Annotated in this window: 14 protein-coding genes; all 14 read right to left on the bottom strand. The window is 69.0% G+C overall.

Features of this window, described 5'->3' with window-relative positions:
* Positions 1 to 20 precede the first annotated feature (20 nt).
* The 14 genes from ftsZ to ACWEFV_RS14575 all read right to left on the bottom strand — a co-directional run bounded on the left by ftsZ (position 21) and on the right by ACWEFV_RS14575 (position 17,877).
* Positions 21 to 1,181 (bottom strand): cell division protein FtsZ, encoded by a 1,161-nt coding sequence (ftsZ, locus tag ACWEFV_RS14510; RefSeq protein WP_039321525.1) that lies wholly within the window; start codon positions 1,179 to 1,181, stop codon positions 21 to 23.
* 180 nt (positions 1,182 to 1,361) lie between these two features.
* Positions 1,362 to 2,321, bottom strand: coding sequence for a cell division protein FtsQ/DivIB (locus ACWEFV_RS14515; protein ID WP_450070651.1), 960 nt, complete (start codon positions 2,319 to 2,321; stop codon positions 1,362 to 1,364).
* Positions 2,318 to 3,736 (bottom strand): UDP-N-acetylmuramate--L-alanine ligase, encoded by a 1,419-nt coding sequence (gene murC, locus ACWEFV_RS14520; protein WP_450070791.1) that lies wholly within the window; start codon positions 3,734 to 3,736, stop codon positions 2,318 to 2,320. Before murC ends, ACWEFV_RS14515 begins: the two co-directional genes overlap by 4 nt.
* Before the next feature lie 38 nt (positions 3,737 to 3,774).
* Positions 3,775 to 4,977: an undecaprenyldiphospho-muramoylpentapeptide beta-N-acetylglucosaminyltransferase gene (gene murG, locus ACWEFV_RS14525; RefSeq protein ID WP_450070792.1), complete on the bottom strand. Its 1,203-nt coding sequence runs from the start codon at positions 4,975 to 4,977 to the stop codon at positions 3,775 to 3,777.
* Positions 4,978 to 5,000: 23 nt separating this feature from the next.
* Positions 5,001 to 6,620: a putative lipid II flippase FtsW gene (ftsW, locus tag ACWEFV_RS14530; protein WP_450070793.1), complete on the bottom strand. Its 1,620-nt coding sequence runs from the start codon at positions 6,618 to 6,620 to the stop codon at positions 5,001 to 5,003.
* A 14-nt stretch (positions 6,621 to 6,634) separates the two neighbouring features.
* On the bottom strand, positions 6,635 to 8,176 hold the full coding sequence (gene murD, locus ACWEFV_RS14535) for a UDP-N-acetylmuramoyl-L-alanine--D-glutamate ligase (RefSeq protein ID WP_450070652.1): 1,542 nt from the start codon (positions 8,174 to 8,176) through the stop codon (positions 6,635 to 6,637).
* Position 8,177: 1 nt separating this feature from the next.
* Positions 8,178 to 9,257 (bottom strand): phospho-N-acetylmuramoyl-pentapeptide-transferase, encoded by a 1,080-nt coding sequence (gene mraY, locus ACWEFV_RS14540; RefSeq protein ID WP_135455708.1) that lies wholly within the window; start codon positions 9,255 to 9,257, stop codon positions 8,178 to 8,180.
* Complete coding sequence (locus ACWEFV_RS14545; protein ID WP_135455710.1) at positions 9,254 to 10,816, bottom strand: UDP-N-acetylmuramoyl-tripeptide--D-alanyl-D-alanine ligase; 1,563 nt, start codon at positions 10,814 to 10,816, stop codon at positions 9,254 to 9,256. The genes mraY and ACWEFV_RS14545 overlap by 4 nt, the downstream gene beginning before the upstream one ends.
* A complete protein-coding gene (locus ACWEFV_RS14550) occupies positions 10,813 to 12,354 on the bottom strand; it encodes a UDP-N-acetylmuramoyl-L-alanyl-D-glutamate--2,6-diaminopimelate ligase (RefSeq protein ID WP_450070653.1) in 1,542 nt (513 codons plus the stop codon). Before ACWEFV_RS14550 ends, ACWEFV_RS14545 begins: the two co-directional genes overlap by 4 nt.
* A 52-nt stretch (positions 12,355 to 12,406) precedes the next feature.
* The gene (locus ACWEFV_RS14555; protein ID WP_450070654.1) at positions 12,407 to 14,335 is read right to left on the bottom strand and encodes a peptidoglycan D,D-transpeptidase FtsI family protein; all 1,929 of its coding nucleotides are present in this window, start codon (positions 14,333 to 14,335) and stop codon (positions 12,407 to 12,409) included.
* Positions 14,332 to 15,474, bottom strand: a complete 1,143-nt coding sequence (locus ACWEFV_RS14560; protein ID WP_450070655.1) for a hypothetical protein — start codon at positions 15,472 to 15,474, stop codon at positions 14,332 to 14,334. The genes ACWEFV_RS14555 and ACWEFV_RS14560 overlap by 4 nt, the downstream gene beginning before the upstream one ends.
* Positions 15,471 to 16,649: a 16S rRNA (cytosine(1402)-N(4))-methyltransferase RsmH gene (gene rsmH, locus ACWEFV_RS14565; RefSeq protein ID WP_450070656.1), complete on the bottom strand. Its 1,179-nt coding sequence runs from the start codon at positions 16,647 to 16,649 to the stop codon at positions 15,471 to 15,473. The genes ACWEFV_RS14560 and rsmH overlap by 4 nt, the downstream gene beginning before the upstream one ends.
* On the bottom strand, positions 16,624 to 17,055 hold the full coding sequence (gene mraZ, locus ACWEFV_RS14570) for a division/cell wall cluster transcriptional repressor MraZ (protein ID WP_135455719.1): 432 nt from the start codon (positions 17,053 to 17,055) through the stop codon (positions 16,624 to 16,626). The genes rsmH and mraZ overlap by 26 nt, the downstream gene beginning before the upstream one ends.
* A 420-nt stretch (positions 17,056 to 17,475) precedes the next feature.
* Positions 17,476 to 17,877, bottom strand: a complete 402-nt coding sequence (locus ACWEFV_RS14575; protein WP_135455721.1) for a DUF3040 domain-containing protein — start codon at positions 17,875 to 17,877, stop codon at positions 17,476 to 17,478.
* Between the last annotated feature and the right edge of the window lie 89 nt (positions 17,878 to 17,966).

Consider the following 17,966-nt stretch of genomic DNA (forward strand, 5'->3'; position numbering starts at 1 on the left):
AACCCGCCGCCGGGCCCGGCTCAGTGCCGCATGAAGGGCGGCACGTCGACATCGTCGTCGGCGATCCCGCCGTCTCCGTCGCCACCGACACTCACGGTGGCGCCATTCGTGTGTGCCGGGACGCTCACCGCGTCCGTCGGCTCGAACAACGACGTGGTCACCTTGCCCGCCCGTGCCGAGGCGATCGGCTGCGTCTGTGCCGCGCTCGGGCTGACCACCGGCTTCCGACTGGGGCCGGCACTGTCGAAGCCGGCCGCGATGACCGTGACCCGAACCTCGTCGCCGAGCGAATCGTCGATCACCGTGCCGAAGATGATGTTGGCCTCGGGATGGGCCGCATCCTGCACCAGCGAGGCGGCCTCGTTGATCTCGAACAGACCCAGGTCGCTACCGCCGGCCACCGACAGCAGCACGCCCTGCGCACCTTCCATCGACGCTTCCAGCAGCGGCGAGTTGATCGCAATCTCGGCCGCCTTGAGCGCACGGCCGTCGCCGCGTGCCGAGCCGATACCCATCAACGCCGTGCCCGCCCCGCTCATCACACCCTTGACGTCGGCGAAGTCGACGTTGATCAGGCCGGGTGTGGTGATCAGGTCGGTGATGCCCTGAACACCGTTGAGCAGCACCTCATCAGCGCTGCGGAACGCGTCCATCAACGACACCGCGGCATCGCCCATCTGGAGCAGCCGATCGTTCGGGATGACGATGAGGGTGTCGCAGCTCTCGCGCAACGACTGAATCCCGTTCTCGGCCTGGTTGCTTCGCCGCTTGCCCTCGAACGAGAACGGCCGCGTCACGACACCGACGGTCAGCGCGCCGAGCTTGCGCGCGATCGATGCGACGACGGGTGCGCCACCGGTTCCGGTGCCGCCACCCTCGCCCGCGGTGACGAAAACCATGTCGGCGCCGCGCAACAGCTCCTCGATGTCGTCCTTGGCGTCCTCGGCGGCCTTGCGGCCCACCTCGGGGTCCGCCCCGGCGCCGAGTCCGCGGGTGGAATCGCGGCCGACGTCGAGCTTGACGTCAGCGTCGCTCATGAGCAGTGCCTGTGCGTCGGTATTGATGGCGATGAACTCGACGCCCTTGAGGCCCTGTTCGATCATCCGGTTGACGGCGTTGACACCGCCGCCGCCGATACCAACCACCTTGATTACCGCTAGGTAGTTATGCGGGGGGGTCATGGATCGTCTTCCTCCCAGGTCGGGTGTTCATGGCCGCCGAACTCTCCTCCTGCAAACCCTCAACCTCAACCATAGGCTTAGAGTTATGTCAAGTAGTTCCGCGCAAACAGAACGGTAGGGGGCCGACGCCGGTGATCGCGGCAGGCGCGCCGACGCGCCGCGCGGCAATTTTCCGCGGATCTACTTGACAGTCGGCAGATCCGGGCTGGACACGTCATACGTATGACCCGGCTGGGTCAACAGGGCCGCCAGCTTCAGCGCCTTCTCGTCGGTCCGATCGTTGGTCCCCCACACCACCACTCGGCCGTCGGCGAGCGTCAGCGCGATCGAGGCCACCGACGGCGCGGCAATCCGGCCCACCTGCGCCACGACATCGGGCGGCAGAGCCAACATCACCTCGAGCGCGGCCTTGGTCGCCGGATCCGTCGGGCCCGGATTGTCGGCGTCCAGGTACGGCAGCGTCGGCGGTGGCGGCTCGGTGGCGAAATCCACACCGTCGCGGTCGAACAGATGAGGACCGTCGGGATAGTCCTTGACCACCACCGGAACCCGCTCGACGACCGTGATCCTCAGCGTCGAGGGATACTCACGCTGGACCCGTGCCGTGGCGACGCGGCGGATCGTGGCCACCCGCTCGGCGACCGCGTCCGTATTGACCTGCAACAGCGGCGTGCCCGGTGCCACCGCGGCAGCGGCCAGCACCTGCTCCTGCGGCACCGCGGCCGTACCACTGACCTCGACATTCCGCGCCGACATCACCGGCGTGAAGTACAGAACCAGACCCAACGCCACCGCGACCACACTCGCCAGCGCAGACCACAGCAACACCTTCAGGCCACGAATAGTGCTGCGGGTCACAGCATTCGGAGCGTCTGCAGACTGCCCGACCACCTTGCGCTTGGCCTCACGGCGGGCATGTTCGATCGCCACTGCCCGGTCCCGCGCGGCTCGTCGCTCCGCGCGCTCGCGCCGGGCACGCCGGCGCGGGCCTTCGAAATCGCCTTCCGCCTCGGGCGGCGTATCGGTCTCAGTCGCGGGCGGCACATCGGACCCAGCCGGGCCGGATGCGGAAGCCTCGGTCGAAGCCTCGCCGGGAACGTCGGTCGCCTCCTCGGGACCGTCAGAACCCGTCTCGGTCACGGCGCACCCATCGGGGGACGGCCCGGGGCACTGCGGTTCTCCTTGATGCCGAGTTCGGTCAGGATCTCCTTGCCCAGCATGGTCACGTCGCCGGCACCCATGGTGAGCACCACGTCACCGGGGCGCGCGGAAGCCGCCACCGCGGCGGCGACCGCCGAGAAATCCGGAACATAGGTGACTGCCGAGCTGACATGCTCGGCGACGGTGGCGCCGCTGATGCCGGGCAGTGGCTGCTCACGCGCGCCGTAGACGTCGAGCACGAAGACCTCGTCGGCAGCGCTCAGCGCCGATCCGAACTCGGTCGCGAAAGTCGCTGTGCGCGAGTACAAATGCGGCTGGAAGGCGACGAGGACGCGGCCGCCGGTCTGGTCCACCACGGTCCGGGCCGCCTCGAGAGTGGCCCGCACCTCGGTGGGATGGTGCGCATAGTCGTCAAAGACCCGGACACCGCCGAGTGAGCCCACCAGCTCGAAACGCCGCCGCACACCCTCGAATCCGGCCAGTCCGTCGAGAACGGCCTCCGCGGGTGCGCCCACCTCGATGGCAGCCAGCAGCGCACCGAGTGCGTTGAGCGCCATGTGCCGGCCGGGCACCGCGAGCCGGATCGCGCGCGGGTGCGGCTCACCGGTGAGCTGGATGTGGGCCACCGCCCCGGTCCCCTGCTGCTCCCAGCTCAATAAGGTGCCGGCCAGATCGTCGGCGGGCGTGCTGCCGTACCGCAACACCCGGATACCCAGTGAGGCAGTGTGTTCGGCGAGGGCAGCGGCTCCCGGATCATCGGTACACACCACGAGGGCACCGCCCGGCGCGATACGGTCGACGAACGCGGAGAACACCGCGGTGTAGGCCTCCTCGCTGCCGAAGAAATCCAGGTGGTCGGCCTCGATGTTGGTGACCACCGCGACATTCGGGGTGTACTCCAGCAGCGAGCCGTCACTCTCGTCAGCCTCGGCGACAAAGCACTTCCCGCTGCCGTGATGGGCATTTGTGCCTGCCTCGCCCAGTTCACCGCCCACGGCGAAGGACGGGTCGAAACCGCTGTGCTGCAACGCCACGATGAGCATCGACGTGGTGGTGGTCTTACCGTGGGTGCCCGTCACCATCAACGTGGTGTAACCGGCCATGAGCTTGGCCAGCACCACCGGGCGCAGGATCACCGGGATTCCGCGGCGCCGGGCCTCGACCAGTTCCGGGTTGGTCTTGGGGATCGCGGCGTGGGTGGTGACGACCGCGGTCGGCCCGCCGGGCAACAGATCCAGCGACGACGCGTCGTGGCCGATCCTGATCTCGGCACCGCGGGCCCGCAGGGCCACCACGCCACGCGACTCCTTGGCGTCCGAGCCGGACACCAGGCCACCCCGGTCCAGCAGGATGCGGGCCACACCCGACATCCCAGCTCCCCCGATCCCGACCATGTGCACCCGCTGCAATTCAGCCGGAAGTGAATTACCGTTCACTGCAGCTTCTTTCGTTGAGCACGGGCGATATCGAGGGCGACCTGCGCCACCCGCCTCGCGGCGTCGGGATGACCCGACAACGAGGCAGCGGCCGTCATCGCCGCCAACCGCGCGTCGTCGGTCATCAGGCTTGCCACCGTATCGGCCACGAATCCGCCGGTGAGCTGGGCATCGTCGACGACGATGCCGCCACCCGCCGACACCACCGGTAGCGCGTTGAGCCGCTGCTCACCGTTGCCGATCGGCAGCGGGACGTACACCGCGGGCAGTCCGACGGCGGTCACCTCGGCCACCGTCATCGCTCCGGAACGGCAGATCGCCAGATCTGCCGCGGCATACGCCAGGTCCATCCGGTCCAGGTACGGCACCGCGACATAAGCCGGTGCGCCCGCCGCAGCCGGCGGCAGGTCGAGCGTGTTCTTCGGCCCGTGCGCATGCAGAACCGAAACTCCCGCCGCACCAAGGGCTTCGGCAGCCGACGACACCGCACGGTTGATCGACTGCGCCCCCTGCGACCCACCGAACACCAACAGCACCTTGGCGTCGGGGGCGAATCCGAAGAATGCCCTGGCCTCGGCCCGCAAGGCGGCCCGGTCCAGTGAGGTGATCGCCGCGCGCACGGGCACTCCGACCACCTCGACCTTGCGCAGTCCGGGCTCGGGCACCGCCGAGAGCACACGTCGTGCCGATACCGCGCCGACGCGGTTGGCCAGGCCGGCGCTGGCGTTGGCCTCGTGGACCACCACCGGGATGGCACGACGACGACCGTGCAGGCCGAAGCCGCCACGGGCGGCGAGGTACGCCGGCAGCGCGACGTAGCCGCCGAACCCGATCACCACGTCGGCCTCGACACCGGCCAGGACCGAACGGGTCTGCCGGATTGCGGTGCGCACGCGCAGCGGCAACCGCACGAGGTCTCCCGACGGCTTGCGCGGAAGCGGCACCGGGGTGATCAGCTCGAGGTCATAGCCGCGCTGTGGCACCAGCCGGGTTTCCAACCCGCGGGCGGTTCCGAGTGCGGTGATCCGCACCTGCGGATCGAGTTCACGGAGTGCATCGGCCACCGCCATGGCCGGCTCGACGTGACCCGCCGTGCCGCCACCGGCGAGAACGATGGATATCCCCCGGTCGCTACTTTCCTGCCCCCGAGGACCAGATATCCCGCGCTCGCCACGCTCCTGCCCCCGAGGACCAGATATCCACCGGTCCGTCTTACCGTCGCTCACCCGTAACGCTGACCTTCCAAAGTCCGGGTCCGTTGACCCTGTTTCCGCTGGCCTGCAGGATATCGGACCGAGGACCTCCCGCCCCCGGCCGGCTGCTGACCGGCAGCGCGACCCGACCGGCGCACCGGCCGGTCGGCGCCGTGCGGCGAGCGGCGCGTGGCCGCCTGTCTGGCGCCCGTTTGTTTGGCTCTGGCCTGCTTGCCCGCCTGCTTGCCGGCCGGCTTCGCACCGGCCTTGCCGTTGGGCTTGCCCGCGCTGCCCGAGGGCGACTTCCGGCGGTCGTGCAGCCGGTTGCGGGCGGCTTCCAACCGGGTCGGGACGTACGGCTCGGGCAGTGGCAGCCGCAGGAGCCGGGTCATCCGGTCGTCGCGCCCGGCGCGCAGCGCCGCCACCGCCTCCGGCTCGTGCCGGGCCGCGTTGGTGATCAGCCCCATCATCAGAAGTGTTGTAGCTTGCGCAGATCCACCGGCAGAGATCAGCGGCAACTGCAGCCCGGTGACCGGCAGCAGACCCACCACATAGCCGACGTTGATGAACATCTGACCGACGATCCACAGCGTGGTGGTCGCAGTGAGCAGGCGCAGGAACGGGTCTGCCGAACGCCGGGCGATGCGCATTCCCGTGTAAGCGAACAGCCCGAACAGCGCCAGCAGCCCCAGGGCGCCGACGAACCCCAGCTCCTCGCCGATGATGGCGAAGATGAAGTCGTTGTGCGCGTTGGGCAGATAGTTCCACTTGGCGGTGCCCTGGCCGAGCCCGTCACCGAAGATGCCGCCGTTGGCCAGGGCGAACCGGGCCTGCCGGGACTGATAACCGATCCCCTGACCATCGGCCGCCGGGTCCAGCCAGGACTGCACCCGATCCGACCGGTAGCCCGCGGAGACCGCCAGCACCGCGGCCGCCAACACCGCCGCCAGCAGGGAGGACAGGAACACCCGCAGCGGCAGGCCCGCGTACCAGAGCAGGCCGAGCAGGATGATGCTCAGCGAGACGGTCTGGCCGAGGTCGGGCTGGGCGACGATCAACGCCAGCGCGATCACCGCGGCGGGCACCAGCGGGATCAACATCTCGCGCAGCGAGGCCCGCTCCAAGCGCCGGGCCGCCAGCAGGTGCGCACCCCAGATGGCGAAGGCGATCTTGGCCAGCTCCGAGGGCTGCATCGAGAACCCGGCGACGACGAACCAGCCGCGGGAACCGTTGGCCACCTTGCCGATTCCGGGGATGAGCACCAGGACCAGCAGCACGATGGTGAAGGCGAACCCAGGGAACGCCAGCCGGCGCAGGGTGCGCACCGATATCCGCAGGGCCAGGTAGAACGCGATCAGTCCGACAACCGTCCACATCACCTGGCGGCCGAACACCGCCCAGGGTGACCCGTCGAAGTCGTAGGAGTACACCCCCGACGCCGAGAGGACCATGATCAGTCCCAGCGTGGTGAGCAACGCGGTGACCGCGATGATCAGGTGGAACGATGTCATCGGCCGGCCCAGCCAGGCGCCGAACCGGGTGCGCGGAGCGGTGGCCGTCGACGTGGAACTCGCCTCGGCCGATCCGCCCTCGGCAGCGGAGGTATCGCCGGTTGCGTCATCGCCACGGCGGCGCAACCGGGCCAGGATGCTGGCCACCTCGACTACCCGATTGCGGCGCGGACGGCGCCGGCGAACGCATCGCCGCGCTGGCCGTAGCCGCTGAACTGATCGAAGGACGCGCCTGCCGGGGCCAGCAACACGGTGTCGCCCGAGGCGGCCAGGCCGCGGGCGACATCGACGACCGCCGTCATGACCGCGTCGGAGACCGGACGGTCTGCGACTTCGATCACACGAGTCACATGATCACCAATAGACTCATTTGTCTCAAGCACCCCAGAATCCTCCCCCGTCACAACCTCGACGACGGGGACATCCGGGGCGTGTCGCGATAACGCATCGGCAACCATTTGCCGATCCCGCCCGATCAGCACGACCGCAACCAGCCGATTCGCCACCTGGCGCACCAACTCATCGACGGAAGCACCCTTCAGCAAGCCCCCAGCGATCCAGACCACCCGGTCGAACGCGGCGATCGAGGCCTGCGCGGCGTGCGGATTGGTGGCCTTGGAATCGTCGACGTAGCGCACCCCGTCGGCCTCCCCGACCAACTCGGCGCGGTGCCTGCCGACCTGGAACGACGCCAGCGCGGCGGCAATCGATTCCGGAGCCACCCCGACGGCACGGGCCAGCGCCGCGGCCGCCAGCGCATCGAGCACGCCGACCGGCCCGGCCACGCTGATCGACGCGGCATCAGCCAACTCGACATCGACACCGAAAGCGCGGTCGACGAGCTTGCCGGCGCGGACGCCGAGCTCGCCGTCGGCGGGCTCGCCCAGGCGGAATCCGACCCGAACCGCGGCCGTCGCGGTGGGCAGCAGTCCGGCCGCCACCGGATCATCGAGACCCACCACAGCCACCCGGCCGGTAAGCGCCCTGGCCTTGTCGGCGGCATAGGCAGCCATCGAACCGTGCCAGTCCAGGTGGTCCTCGGCCACGTTCAGCACCACACCGGCATCCGGGCGCAGCGAGGGCGCCCAGTGCAACTGGAAACTCGACAACTCGACGGCCAGCAACTCCGCGGGCTGATCCAGCACCGCCAGAACGGGATCACCGATGTTGCCGCACAACAGGCTTCGTCGTCCATCGGCCAGCAGCATCTCGTGCAGCATCGAGGTGGTGGTGGTCTTGCCGTTGGTGCCGGTGACCACCAACCAGCGCCGGGGCGGACCGTAGCGGCCTGCGGCGTCCAACCGCCAGGCCAGCTCGACGTCGCCCCAGATCGGGACACCGGCCTCGGCCGCGGCGGCCAGGACAGCAGCGGTAGGCGGGAAACCCGGGCTGGTCACCACGAGTGCGTAGTCGGCGATACCGGCGATGGCCCCGGCCGGATCAGTGACCGCGGTGCCCTGCTCGGCGTACACCTGCAGGGCCTCGGGACGGTCATCGCACAGCGTCGCAGCGACCCCCAGCGGTGCCAGCGCGGTCAATACGGCGCGTCCGGTAACCCCCGCACCGGCGACCAACACCGGAGCCCCAGGGGTCAGCAGCGACAACAACCCCTCTTCCTCCTCGCGTGCGGGAAACCCCTCTTCCTCCTCGCGTGCGGGAAGCCCCTGGTCGTCACCGTCCATCGGGCCGGCCATGTCAGGCCCCGACTGCGGTGAGCCACTCGCTGTAGAACAGGGCCACACCCAGACCGCAGGCGATCGCCGTCAGCAGCCAGAACCGGATGATGACCGTGGTCTCGGCCCAACCCACCAATTCGAAATGGTGATGGAACGGCGCCATCCGGAACACCCGGCGGCCCGTGGTGCGGAACGTCAGGATCTGCACCACCACCGAGGTCACCTCGGCGACGAACAGTGCACCCAGGACCACCGCGAGGATCTCGGTGCGGCTCGTCACCGACAGCCCGGCGATGATGCCACCAAGAGCCAGCGAGCCGGTGTCGCCCATGAAGATCTTGGCCGGCGCGGCATTCCACCACAGGAAGCCGATACACGCGCCCGCCGTCGCAGCCGCGATGATCGCCAGGTCCAGCGGATCGCGCACGTTGTAGCAGCCCAGGCCCGGCGCCGTCGCGCAGGCGTTGCGGTACTGCCAGAACGTGATCAACACGTAGGCCGCCGTGACCATCGCCATCGCGCCCGCCGCCAGTCCGTCCAGGCCGTCGGTGAAGTTCACCGCGTTGGACCAGGCACTGACGATCACCACGCAGAACAGCACGAACACCCACGACGCCAACGTCACCGTGGCGATCTCACGGACATACGACAGTTCCGGGCTGCCCGGGGTGAGCCCGTTCCCGTTGCGGAACTGCAGGACCAGCACGCCGAACAACACCGCCGCGGTCAGCTGCCCGACGGTTTTGGCGGTCTTGTTCAGACCCAGATTGCGCGAGCGCCGGAGCTTGATCAGGTCGTCGACAAAACCCACCAGGCCGAGCATCGTGGCCAGCCCCAGCACCAGCAGCCCCGATGCCGACGGGCCGTCGCCGCCCAGCGCCACCCCGACCAGATGGGTGCCCAGGTATCCCGCCCAGATGCCGGCCACGATGGCCACGCCACCCATCGACGGCGTCCCGCGCTTCTTGGCGTGACTGGCGGGACCGTCCTCGCGGATCTCATGGCCGAGCCCACGCTTGGTGAACAGCCGGATCAACGCGGGAGTCAGCAGGATCGAGACCGTCAGAGCGATGCCGACGGCAATCAGAATGAGCTTCATAGGGCGGCATCCCCGTCTGCGTCCGGACCGGCCGCGGCAACCAGCGAGTCTGCGAGGGCACCCAATCCCACCGAGTTGGATGCCTTCACCAGCACCACGTCCCCCGGCTGCAGTTCAGCCTGCAACAGGGCTAGCGCGGCATCGGCGTCGTCGACCATCGTGGACTCAGATCCCCACGAACCCTCCATCACCGCGCCATGGTGCATGGCGTTCATAGTCCTCCCGGTTCCGACGACGATTAACCGAGACACATCTAAGCGCACCGCGAACCGTCCGATGGCGTCGTGCTCGGTTATGGCGTCGTCGCCGAGTTCAGCCATCTCGCCCAACACTGCCCAGCTGCGGCGCTTCCCACCCGCCTCACCGGCGAGTTCGCCTGCTGCATCTCCGGCGGGCCGGCGCGCCATCCACGCCAGTGCCTTCAAACCGGCGCGCATCGAATCCGGGTTGGCGTTGTAGGCATCGTTGATCACCGTCACACCGTCGGCACGGGTGGCGACCTGCATCCGGTGCCGCGAGACCGGGCCGGCGCCGCCCAGCGCCGTGGCCACCTGATCCAGGCCGGCGCCGCACTGCAGCGCGACCGCCGCCGCGCACAGCGCATTGCCGACCTGGTGATCGCCGTGCACCGCCAGTGCCACTTCGGTCTGTTCGCCGCCGGCGTGCAGGGTGAACCGCGGACGCGCAAGAGCATCGAGGGCGACCGGGCCGGCCCACACGTCGACCTCGGAGCCGGGCTCACGCGACACCCGCACCACGCGGGCCGCGGTCTTACCGGCCATCGCCGCGACGGCGGTGTCGTCGACGTTGAGGATCACCACGCCAGAGGCCGGAACAGCTTGCGGCAACTCGGCTTTGGTGTTCGCAATGGCCTCACGCGAGCCGAACTCGCCGAGGTGGGCGGTGCCCACGTTGAGCACCACCGCGATCTGCGGCGGAGCGATCGCGGCCAGGGCGGCGATATTGCCCGGGTGCCGGGCCGACATCTCCAGGATCAGGTAATCGGTCTCGGGCGTGGCGCGCAGCACCGTCCACGGATGCCCCAGCTCGTTGTTGAACGAGCCCGGCGGCGCAATGACCTGCCCGAGCGGCTCCAGCACCGCGGCCAGTAGATCCTTGGTCGAGGTCTTGCCGGAGGATCCGGTCACCCCGATGATCGTCAGGCCGCCGGCGACGAGCTCGGCGGCCACCGCCGCCGCGAGCTTGGCCAGCGCAGCCAGCACCGCGGCACCGGAACCGTCGGTATCGAATTCCAAAGCGCCCGAAGAAACATCGACGCCCCCGGCGGAGCCGCTGGGCTTCTTCACGATGATGGCAGGCACCCCGACCGGGCGTGCGGCAAGCACCGCAGCGGCCCCGGACGCCACCGCCGAGGCGGCGAAGTCATGGCCGTCGGAGCGTGCGCCGGGCAACGCCAGGAACAATCCGCCCGGGCCGATCGCGCGGGAGTCGAATTCGACGGTGCCGGTGATGCGGGTCGCAGCGGCCTCTTCGGCAGTGATGTCGGCCAACTCGCCGCCGACGATCTCGGCGATCCTGGCGATGGTCATCTCGATCACGTGCCCGACTCCCCTGACTTGAGTGCCTCCAACGCCGCCGCCAACTCGTCTCGGTCATCGAACGGCCGGGTGTGGCCGCCACCGGTCTGCCCGCTCTCGTGGCCCTTTCCGGCGATCAGCACGATGTCGCCGGGACCGGCCCAGGCCACCGCATGCTCGATCGCCGCGCGCCGGTCACCGACCTCCACGATCTCGGCACCGGCGGTTGCTTCGGCCGCTCCGGCCACGATCGCCGCTCGAATCAGTGCGGGGTCCTCGTCCCGGGGATTGTCGTCGGTGACGACGACGAGATCCGCGAGTTCGGCCGCGACCCGCCCCATCGGCGCGCGCTTGCCGGTATCCCGGTTGCCCCCGGCCCCGAACACCACCGCGATGCGCCGCGGGCCCGATCCCCGGAGGGTCTCCAGCACTGCCTGCAGTGCGCCGGGTTTGTGCGCGTAGTCGACCAGAGCCAGGAAGGGCTGCCCACGGTCGATCGGCTGCAGCCGGCCCGGCACGGTCGCCGTACCCAGTCCCGGAGCCGCCTGTTCGGGCGACACCCCGGCCCCGTCCAGCAGTGCGACCGCCAGGGCCGCGTTGGCGATGTTGTATCCGCCGGTCAGCCCGATCCGAAGCTCGTGGGACACGCCGGCGGGGTCGACGAGGGTGAACTCCTGAGATCCGACGCCGACCGCCGTGATGTCCCGGGCCTGCCAGTCAGCCGCGGCGCCCGTGGCGCTGACGGTTGTCACCTTCTCGGCCCGGCGGGCCATCGCCGCGCCCGCGTCGTCGTCGACACAGACCACCGCCGCCGCGGCGTGGTTGCGCGAACCGGCATCGAACAGCCGGGCCTTGGCCTCGAAGTAGTCCTGCATCGTCGGATGGAAATCCAGGTGATCGCGCGAGAGGTTCGTGAACCCGCCGAGCGCAAATACGATCCCGTCGACGCGGCCCAGCGTCAGCGCGTGGCTCGACACTTCCATCACCACGGTGTCGACGCCGCTTTCGACCATCACGGCCAACAGCGCCTGCAGATCCGGCGCCTCCGGGGTGGTCAGCGCGCTCGGCAGATCGCGTCCGGCGATGCGCACCCCCACCGTGCCGATCAGTCCGGCCACCCGGCCCGCGGCCCGCAGCCCGGCCTCGACCAGATAGGTCGTGGTGGTCTTTCCCGAGGTTCCGGTGACCCCGATGACCGTCAACCGCTCGGAAGGACGCCCGTACACCTCCGCCGCCACCTCACCGAGCACCGAACGAGGGTCGGGGTGAATCATGACCGGGACGTCGAGCCCACCAAGTTCAGCGGCGCCGGCAGCGTCGGTGAGCACCGCCACCGCGCCGGCGGTGACCGCGTCGGCCGCATAGCGTGCGCCGTGCACCGCCGCACCTGGCAGCGCGGCGAAAAGATCCCCCGGCTGGGCGTCCTGACCCCGCAGGGTCACTCCTGTAACCCGAAGTTCCGGTAGGGGATTTCCGGTAGCGGCTACCGCTTGAACCTGTTCGGCGAGCGGCACGAGGTATTGGCCGGCGGGACGGCTGGGACGCAGCTTCATGGCCATGCCACAGTACCCATCTGCGGTCCGCCGACCGCACCACCCACGACTATCCCGGTCAGGTCGCCTGCAGGGTCAACCGCGGCCCCGGATCGGCCGACAACGGAACGTTGTGACGTTGCAGCAGCCACGAGGCGATGTTGTGGAACAGCGGCGCCGCCGAGGATCCCGGCGAGCCGTCCGCCGCGCGGTGCGGCGCGTCCATCATGATGCCGACGACGTAGCGCGGATCGTCCGCAGGCGCCATGCCGGCGAAGGTGATCCAGTAGACGTCGTCGTAGTAGCAGCCGCACGCCGGATTGATCTGCTGGGCGGTACCCGTCTTGCCGGCGATCTGGTAACCCTCGACTGCGGCCTGCGGGCCGGTGCCCTGCTGAAAGCCCATCGGGTCGCGCTGCACGATGGCGCGGAACATGTTCCGCACCGTTCGGGCCGTCTCAGGTGTCACCACCCGGACCCCTTCCGGGCGCGCCTCATCGGTGCGGGTGCCATCCGGCGCGATGGTGGACTTGATGATCCGCGGCGGTATCCGCACCCCGTCATTGGCGATGGCTTGATACATCCCGGTCATCTGCAGCAGCGTCATCGAAAGACCCTGCCCGATCGGCAGGTTGGAGAATGAGCTGCCCGACCACTGGTCGATGGGCGGTACCAGGCCCGAGCTCTCACCGGGCAGACCGACACCGGTGCGCTGACCGAGCCCGAACCGGCGGACCATGTCGTAGAACCGATCGGGGCCGACCCGCTGGGCCAGCATCAGGGTGCCGACGTTCGACGACTTCCCGAACACCCCGGTCATCGTGTACGGCATCACGCCGTGGTTCCACGCGTCGCGGACCGTGACGCCGCCCATGTCGATCGAGCCGGGCACCTGCAGGACCTCGTCCGGATTGGCCAGCCCGTACTCGATCGCCGCGGAGGCGGTGATGATCTTGTTCACCGAACCGGGCTCGAACGGCGAGGACACCGGCAGGTTGCCCATCTGCCGGCTCTCCTGCCGACCCAGATCCTGGCTCGGGTCGAACGTGTTGTCGTTCGATATCGCCAGCACCTCACCGGATTTCGCATCCAGCACCACCGCGGAGACATTCTTCGCCCCGGAGGCGTCCTTGGCCTGCTGCACCTGCTGCTGGACGTAGTACTGGATGTCGTCGTCGAGTGTCAGCTGCACCGTGGATCCGTTGACCGCGTCGTGCCGGTTGCGGTAGCTGCCCGGGATCACCACGCCGTCCGAACCGCGGTCGTAGGTGACCGAACCGTCGGAGCCGGCCAACACCGCGTCGAGCGAATCCTCCAACCCGAGCAGACCGTGGCCATCCCAGTCGATCCCACCGACGATGTTGGCAGCCAGCGAACCGCCCGGGTACTGCCGAAGATCCTGACGCTCGGCACCGACCTCGGGAAACTTGTCCATGATCGCGCCGGCGATCGAGGGATCGACCGCGCGGGCCAGATAGACGAAGGTTTCGTTGCTCCTGAGTTTCTTGAGCACGGTCTTGAAATCGGGCCGGTTGTCCAGCCGGGTGGCGATCTCCTTGGCGATCTCGGTGAGCCGGTGATCCGGATCGGGTGCCTCACTCGATTTGGCCTTGGCCTCGGCGAGTTGCTTGCGAACCCGGACCGGCTGGAAGGTCAGCGCCTTGGCCTCGATGGTGAATGCCAGCTTGTCATCGTTGCGATCGACGATGCTCCCCCGCATGGCCGGGTTCACATCGGTGACCTTGAGCTGGCTGGCCGCCTCGGCGCGCAGACCCGCCGCCCTGGGCACCTGAAGGCTGAACAACTGCGCGGCCGCGATCACCAACACCGCAAGCATGACCAGGTTGCCGGTACGGTGCCGGAACACGAAAGACGAACTGCGCAAACCTGTTTCGGGTGCGGCAACCCGGGTGCGGCGAACCCCGGCCTCATGCCCCGGCCCGGGCGAGGCCTTCTTGGCCCGCTGCGGCTTCGGCGACTGGCCCTGGCGGCCCGGGCGGCGGTTCATGCGGCGGGCGCCGGGGCGCTGACGGCGACGGCCGGGGCATGCACCGCCGGCGCCGCCGGCGGGCTGAACTGTTCCAGCGGGACCGCGGGTCCCGGTGCGGCCGGTGCCGGCGCGGCCGGTCCGGGCAGGATCGGTACACCGGCGGCGGGCAGATGCGTCGGATCGGTCACCACCTGCGGTGCGAGCTGCGCCGGGTCAGCGGGAACAGGCCCCGGCGCGGGGGCTGCCAGCGGAGCCGGCGCAGGAGCCGCGAGCACATCCGGTGCGGGACCGGCCGACGGGCCCACCGGGACGGGCCCGGGCACCGGCGGCACGGCACCCGGCACCCCGTGGGGCGCGTCGGCCTGAGGAACCGGAATACCCGGTAGCGCAGGGGAACCCGCACGGGGCGTCCGTACTGTCAGCTCGCGTGGATCGAGCACCCGCGGCGCCGGAGGTGCAGGCGGGGCCGGCGGGGCCTCCTCCGGCAGCGGCGTGTTCAGCGGAGGCGGCGGCACGCCTTCGGCAGGCTTGGGGGTCCCGACGACGGTCCAGTTACCGGCCGCATCCTGCACCAGATGTGCGGTGTCGCGCGACGGGATCATCCCCAGGTTGCGGGCAGACTCAGCCAGCGCCGGAGCGGCCTGCGCCTCGAGCACATCGCGTTCCAGCGCCTCTTTCTGTTGCAGCAGGCCCTGATTCACCTGGCGAGCGTGGCCCAGCTGGTAAGACCGCTCGGCCGAACCCGTGGACAGCCACAGGGTGACCGCCAGTCCGACGCCCAGCGCCGCGATCACCAGAACGACGAACGGGACCCGAGAGATCAGCACCCGCGGATTGAGCTCGATCGAGGCCAGCCGGACCAGAAGACGTTCCCGCAGCCGGACCCGCAGTGGCGGGCGGACAACCTTGGGAGCCTTGGCCTTACGCGCCTTCGCCCGGGCCTTCGCCTGGCTGGTGCTCTTGGGCCGGGCCGGCCGGGTGCCCGGACGCTGAATCGGTCCGGCACTCGGTGCGGTCCGCGCGGGGCGCTGCTCGGCGCCCGGCCGACGCTTGCGCGGCGGAGCCTGCTCGGCGCGCCGCCCGCCACCTCGCGCGGGTTGACGCACCGGACGCCTGCGATCTGCCTCACGCAGCTGTTCGGGTCGCTTCACCTTCATGAGTTGCCCCCTTCCCCCACCTTTTCCAGTGCCCGCAGCCGCACCGGTGCGCTACGCGGATTTCGATCGATTTCTGCCTGGCGGGCCTTCTCGGCGCCGCGGGTCAGCGTGACGAATTCGGGTTCGTGGCCGGGCAACTCGATGGGCAGGCCGGGCGGTGTCCGCGATGCGGTAGCCGCGGTAAACGCCTGCTTGACGATCCGGTCTTCGAGCGACTGATAGGACATCACCACGATCCGTCCACCGTCGACCAAAGCTGCGAGGGCGGCGGGCAGCGCCGCACGCAGCGAATCCAGTTCGCTGTTGACCGCCACCCGCAGTGCCTGGAATGTCCGCTTGCCCGGATGCCCACCGGTGCGCCGCGCCGGCGCCGGGATTGCCTCGTAGAGCAGCTCCACCAGCTCTCCGGTGGTGGAAAACGGTTGCTGCACACGCCGTTTGACGACCTTGTCGGCGATTCGGCTGGCGAAGCGCTCCTCGCCGAAATCGCGCAGGATCCGGGCGATCGACTTGGCGTCGTAGGTGTTGAGGATGTCCGCGGCGGTCAGCGGCGCATCGGGATCCATCCGCATGTCCAGCGGTGCGTCCGCGGAGTAGGAGAAGCCGCGATCGGTCTGATCCAGCTGCATCGACGACACCCCGAGGTCGAACAGCGCACCGTCGATCTGGCGGAAGCCGGATTCGGCGATGGCCCCGGCAATTCCGTCATAGCGGGTCCGCACGAACCGCATCCGGTCGCCGAACGGAGCCAGACGGGCACCGGCGATGCCGAGCGCATTGGGGTCCCGGTCCAGGCCGATAACCTGCAGGCCGGGAAAGTCGGTCAGAAAGCGTTCGGAGTGGCCGCCGGCACCGAGGGTGGCATCCACCAGAACCGCACCGGTTCCGTCGTCATGACGGCGGGTCAGTGCGGGGGCCAGCAGCTCGACGCAGCGGTCGAGCAGCACCGGGATATGACCGTGGTCCTGGGAGTCTGAGTGATCTGGGGAATCTGGCACCGCTGAAACACCTCCGCTCGGAATGGCCCCTGCACCGGGGTCTCTGTCCGAATTAACGGACCTGGCGTTGGGGAAGTACGCCAGGGCCAATTCGGGCAGAGGCCTCGTTGCACGGGCTAGGTCCAGGCCAGCCGCCGGTTGATGGGCCGCATCAGAGGATGTCGCGTAGAGCTTCATCGGTGGCCGCGGAGAAGTTCTCTTCGTGGGACTGCTGGTAGGACTCCCATGCTTCGGCGTCCCAGATCTCCAGGTAGTCGACCGACCCGATCACCACGCACTCCTTGGACAGGCTCGCGTAGCGACGGTGATCCGCCGACAGGGTGATCCGGCCCTGCGCGTCGGGATGCTGCTCATCGGTGGCGGCCGCCAAGTTACGCAGGAACGCCCGAGCGTCGGGGTTCCTTCGCGATGCGTCAGCAGCGCGCCGGGCCACCTTTTCGAACTCGTCGCGCGGATACACGGCAAGGCTGTGATCTTGGCCCTTGGTGACCATCAACCCTCCTGCCAGTGCGTCGCGGAACTTGGCGGGCAGCGTGAGCCGCCCCTTGTCGTCGAGCTTGGGCGTGTAGGTACCCAGAAACATCTGGACACCTCCCGCCACCCGGTTCGGATCCCGGGTCGCTTCGCCTTCTGCCCTCCGAACGGGGCTCCGATTTCCCCGTTGGCCGCCACTTTACCCCACGATCCCCCACTTTGCTCCATTTAGTCCGTCCAGTTTGGGTTTTCTCCCCACCCGCGCCCCCCAGAACGGCTCGCAGCGCGCACCAAAACGCCGCTGCCGGGCAGCGGAAAACGGAAAAGCGCAGGTAGAACCCCGCAGCGAGAAGGTGGGGCGTTGTGGGGCAAAAATCCCTGAGAATCTGATGCCTTCCCCCACACCGCCCCACGCAGCTGCGCGAAGGAACTACTCGGCGTGTCGCTGGGCACCCCGACGCCGGGCCTGGGAAAGCGCAAAAAAAAGGGGCAGCCCGTTACGGGCTACCCCTTGAAACCGTCGACCGGCTCAGTCGTCGAACCGGCGACGGAACCGATCTTCCATGCGAGTGGTGAACGAGCCGCCGCGCTGACGACGCTGACGCGGCGCGTTGCCGGAACCCTGGGCCGCACGGTCGCGAGCACCGGTGACACGCGGGCCTGTGACGGCGAACACCACGCCGGCGAACATCGCCACGAAGCCGAACACCGACAGAACCGGGAAACCACCGAGCCACAGCGACTTCACCGCGACACCGACAACCAACAACGCCAAACCGAGTACGAACAAAAACGCGCCCTGCAGCCTGCGCCGAGCCGATGGCGCGCGCAAGGTCCCACCACGAACGCTCGAGGCGAACTTGGGATCCTCGGCATAGAGCGCGCTCTCGATCTGATCGAGCATGCGCTGCTCATGATCGGAGAGTGGCATTCGTCCCTCCTTGCCGACGCCGCCGTCGCTTTTCAAAATTTCACATGCCCGCAATCACGGGCACCTAACCCTAATGATACGAGGTCGAT

This window comes from Mycobacterium sp. NPDC004974, from assembly GCF_053600815.1.

Excerpts from the sequence above, each read along its gene's own strand:
- ftsZ (WP_039321525.1), bottom strand. The coding sequence starts at position 1,181 with ATGACCCCCCCGCATAACTACCTAGCGGTAATCAAGGTGGTTGGTATC.
- murC (WP_450070791.1), bottom strand. The coding sequence starts at position 3,736 with ATGGTCGGGATCGGGGGAGCTGGGATGTCGGGTGTGGCCCGCATCCTG.
- murD (WP_450070652.1), bottom strand. The coding sequence starts at position 8,176 with ATGGCCGGCCCGATGGACGGTGACGACCAGGGGCTTCCCGCACGCGAG.
- mraY (WP_135455708.1), bottom strand. The coding sequence starts at position 9,257 with ATGAAGCTCATTCTGATTGCCGTCGGCATCGCTCTGACGGTCTCGATC.
- ACWEFV_RS14550 (WP_450070653.1), bottom strand. The coding sequence starts at position 12,354 with ATGGCCATGAAGCTGCGTCCCAGCCGTCCCGCCGGCCAATACCTCGTG.
- ACWEFV_RS14555 (WP_450070654.1), bottom strand. The coding sequence starts at position 14,335 with ATGAACCGCCGCCCGGGCCGCCAGGGCCAGTCGCCGAAGCCGCAGCGG.
- ACWEFV_RS14560 (WP_450070655.1), bottom strand. The coding sequence starts at position 15,474 with ATGAAGGTGAAGCGACCCGAACAGCTGCGTGAGGCAGATCGCAGGCGT.
- rsmH (WP_450070656.1), bottom strand. The coding sequence starts at position 16,649 with ATGAAGCTCTACGCGACATCCTCTGATGCGGCCCATCAACCGGCGGCT.
- mraZ (WP_135455719.1), bottom strand. The coding sequence starts at position 17,055 with ATGTTTCTGGGTACCTACACGCCCAAGCTCGACGACAAGGGGCGGCTC.
- ACWEFV_RS14575 (WP_135455721.1), bottom strand. The coding sequence starts at position 17,877 with ATGCCACTCTCCGATCATGAGCAGCGCATGCTCGATCAGATCGAGAGC.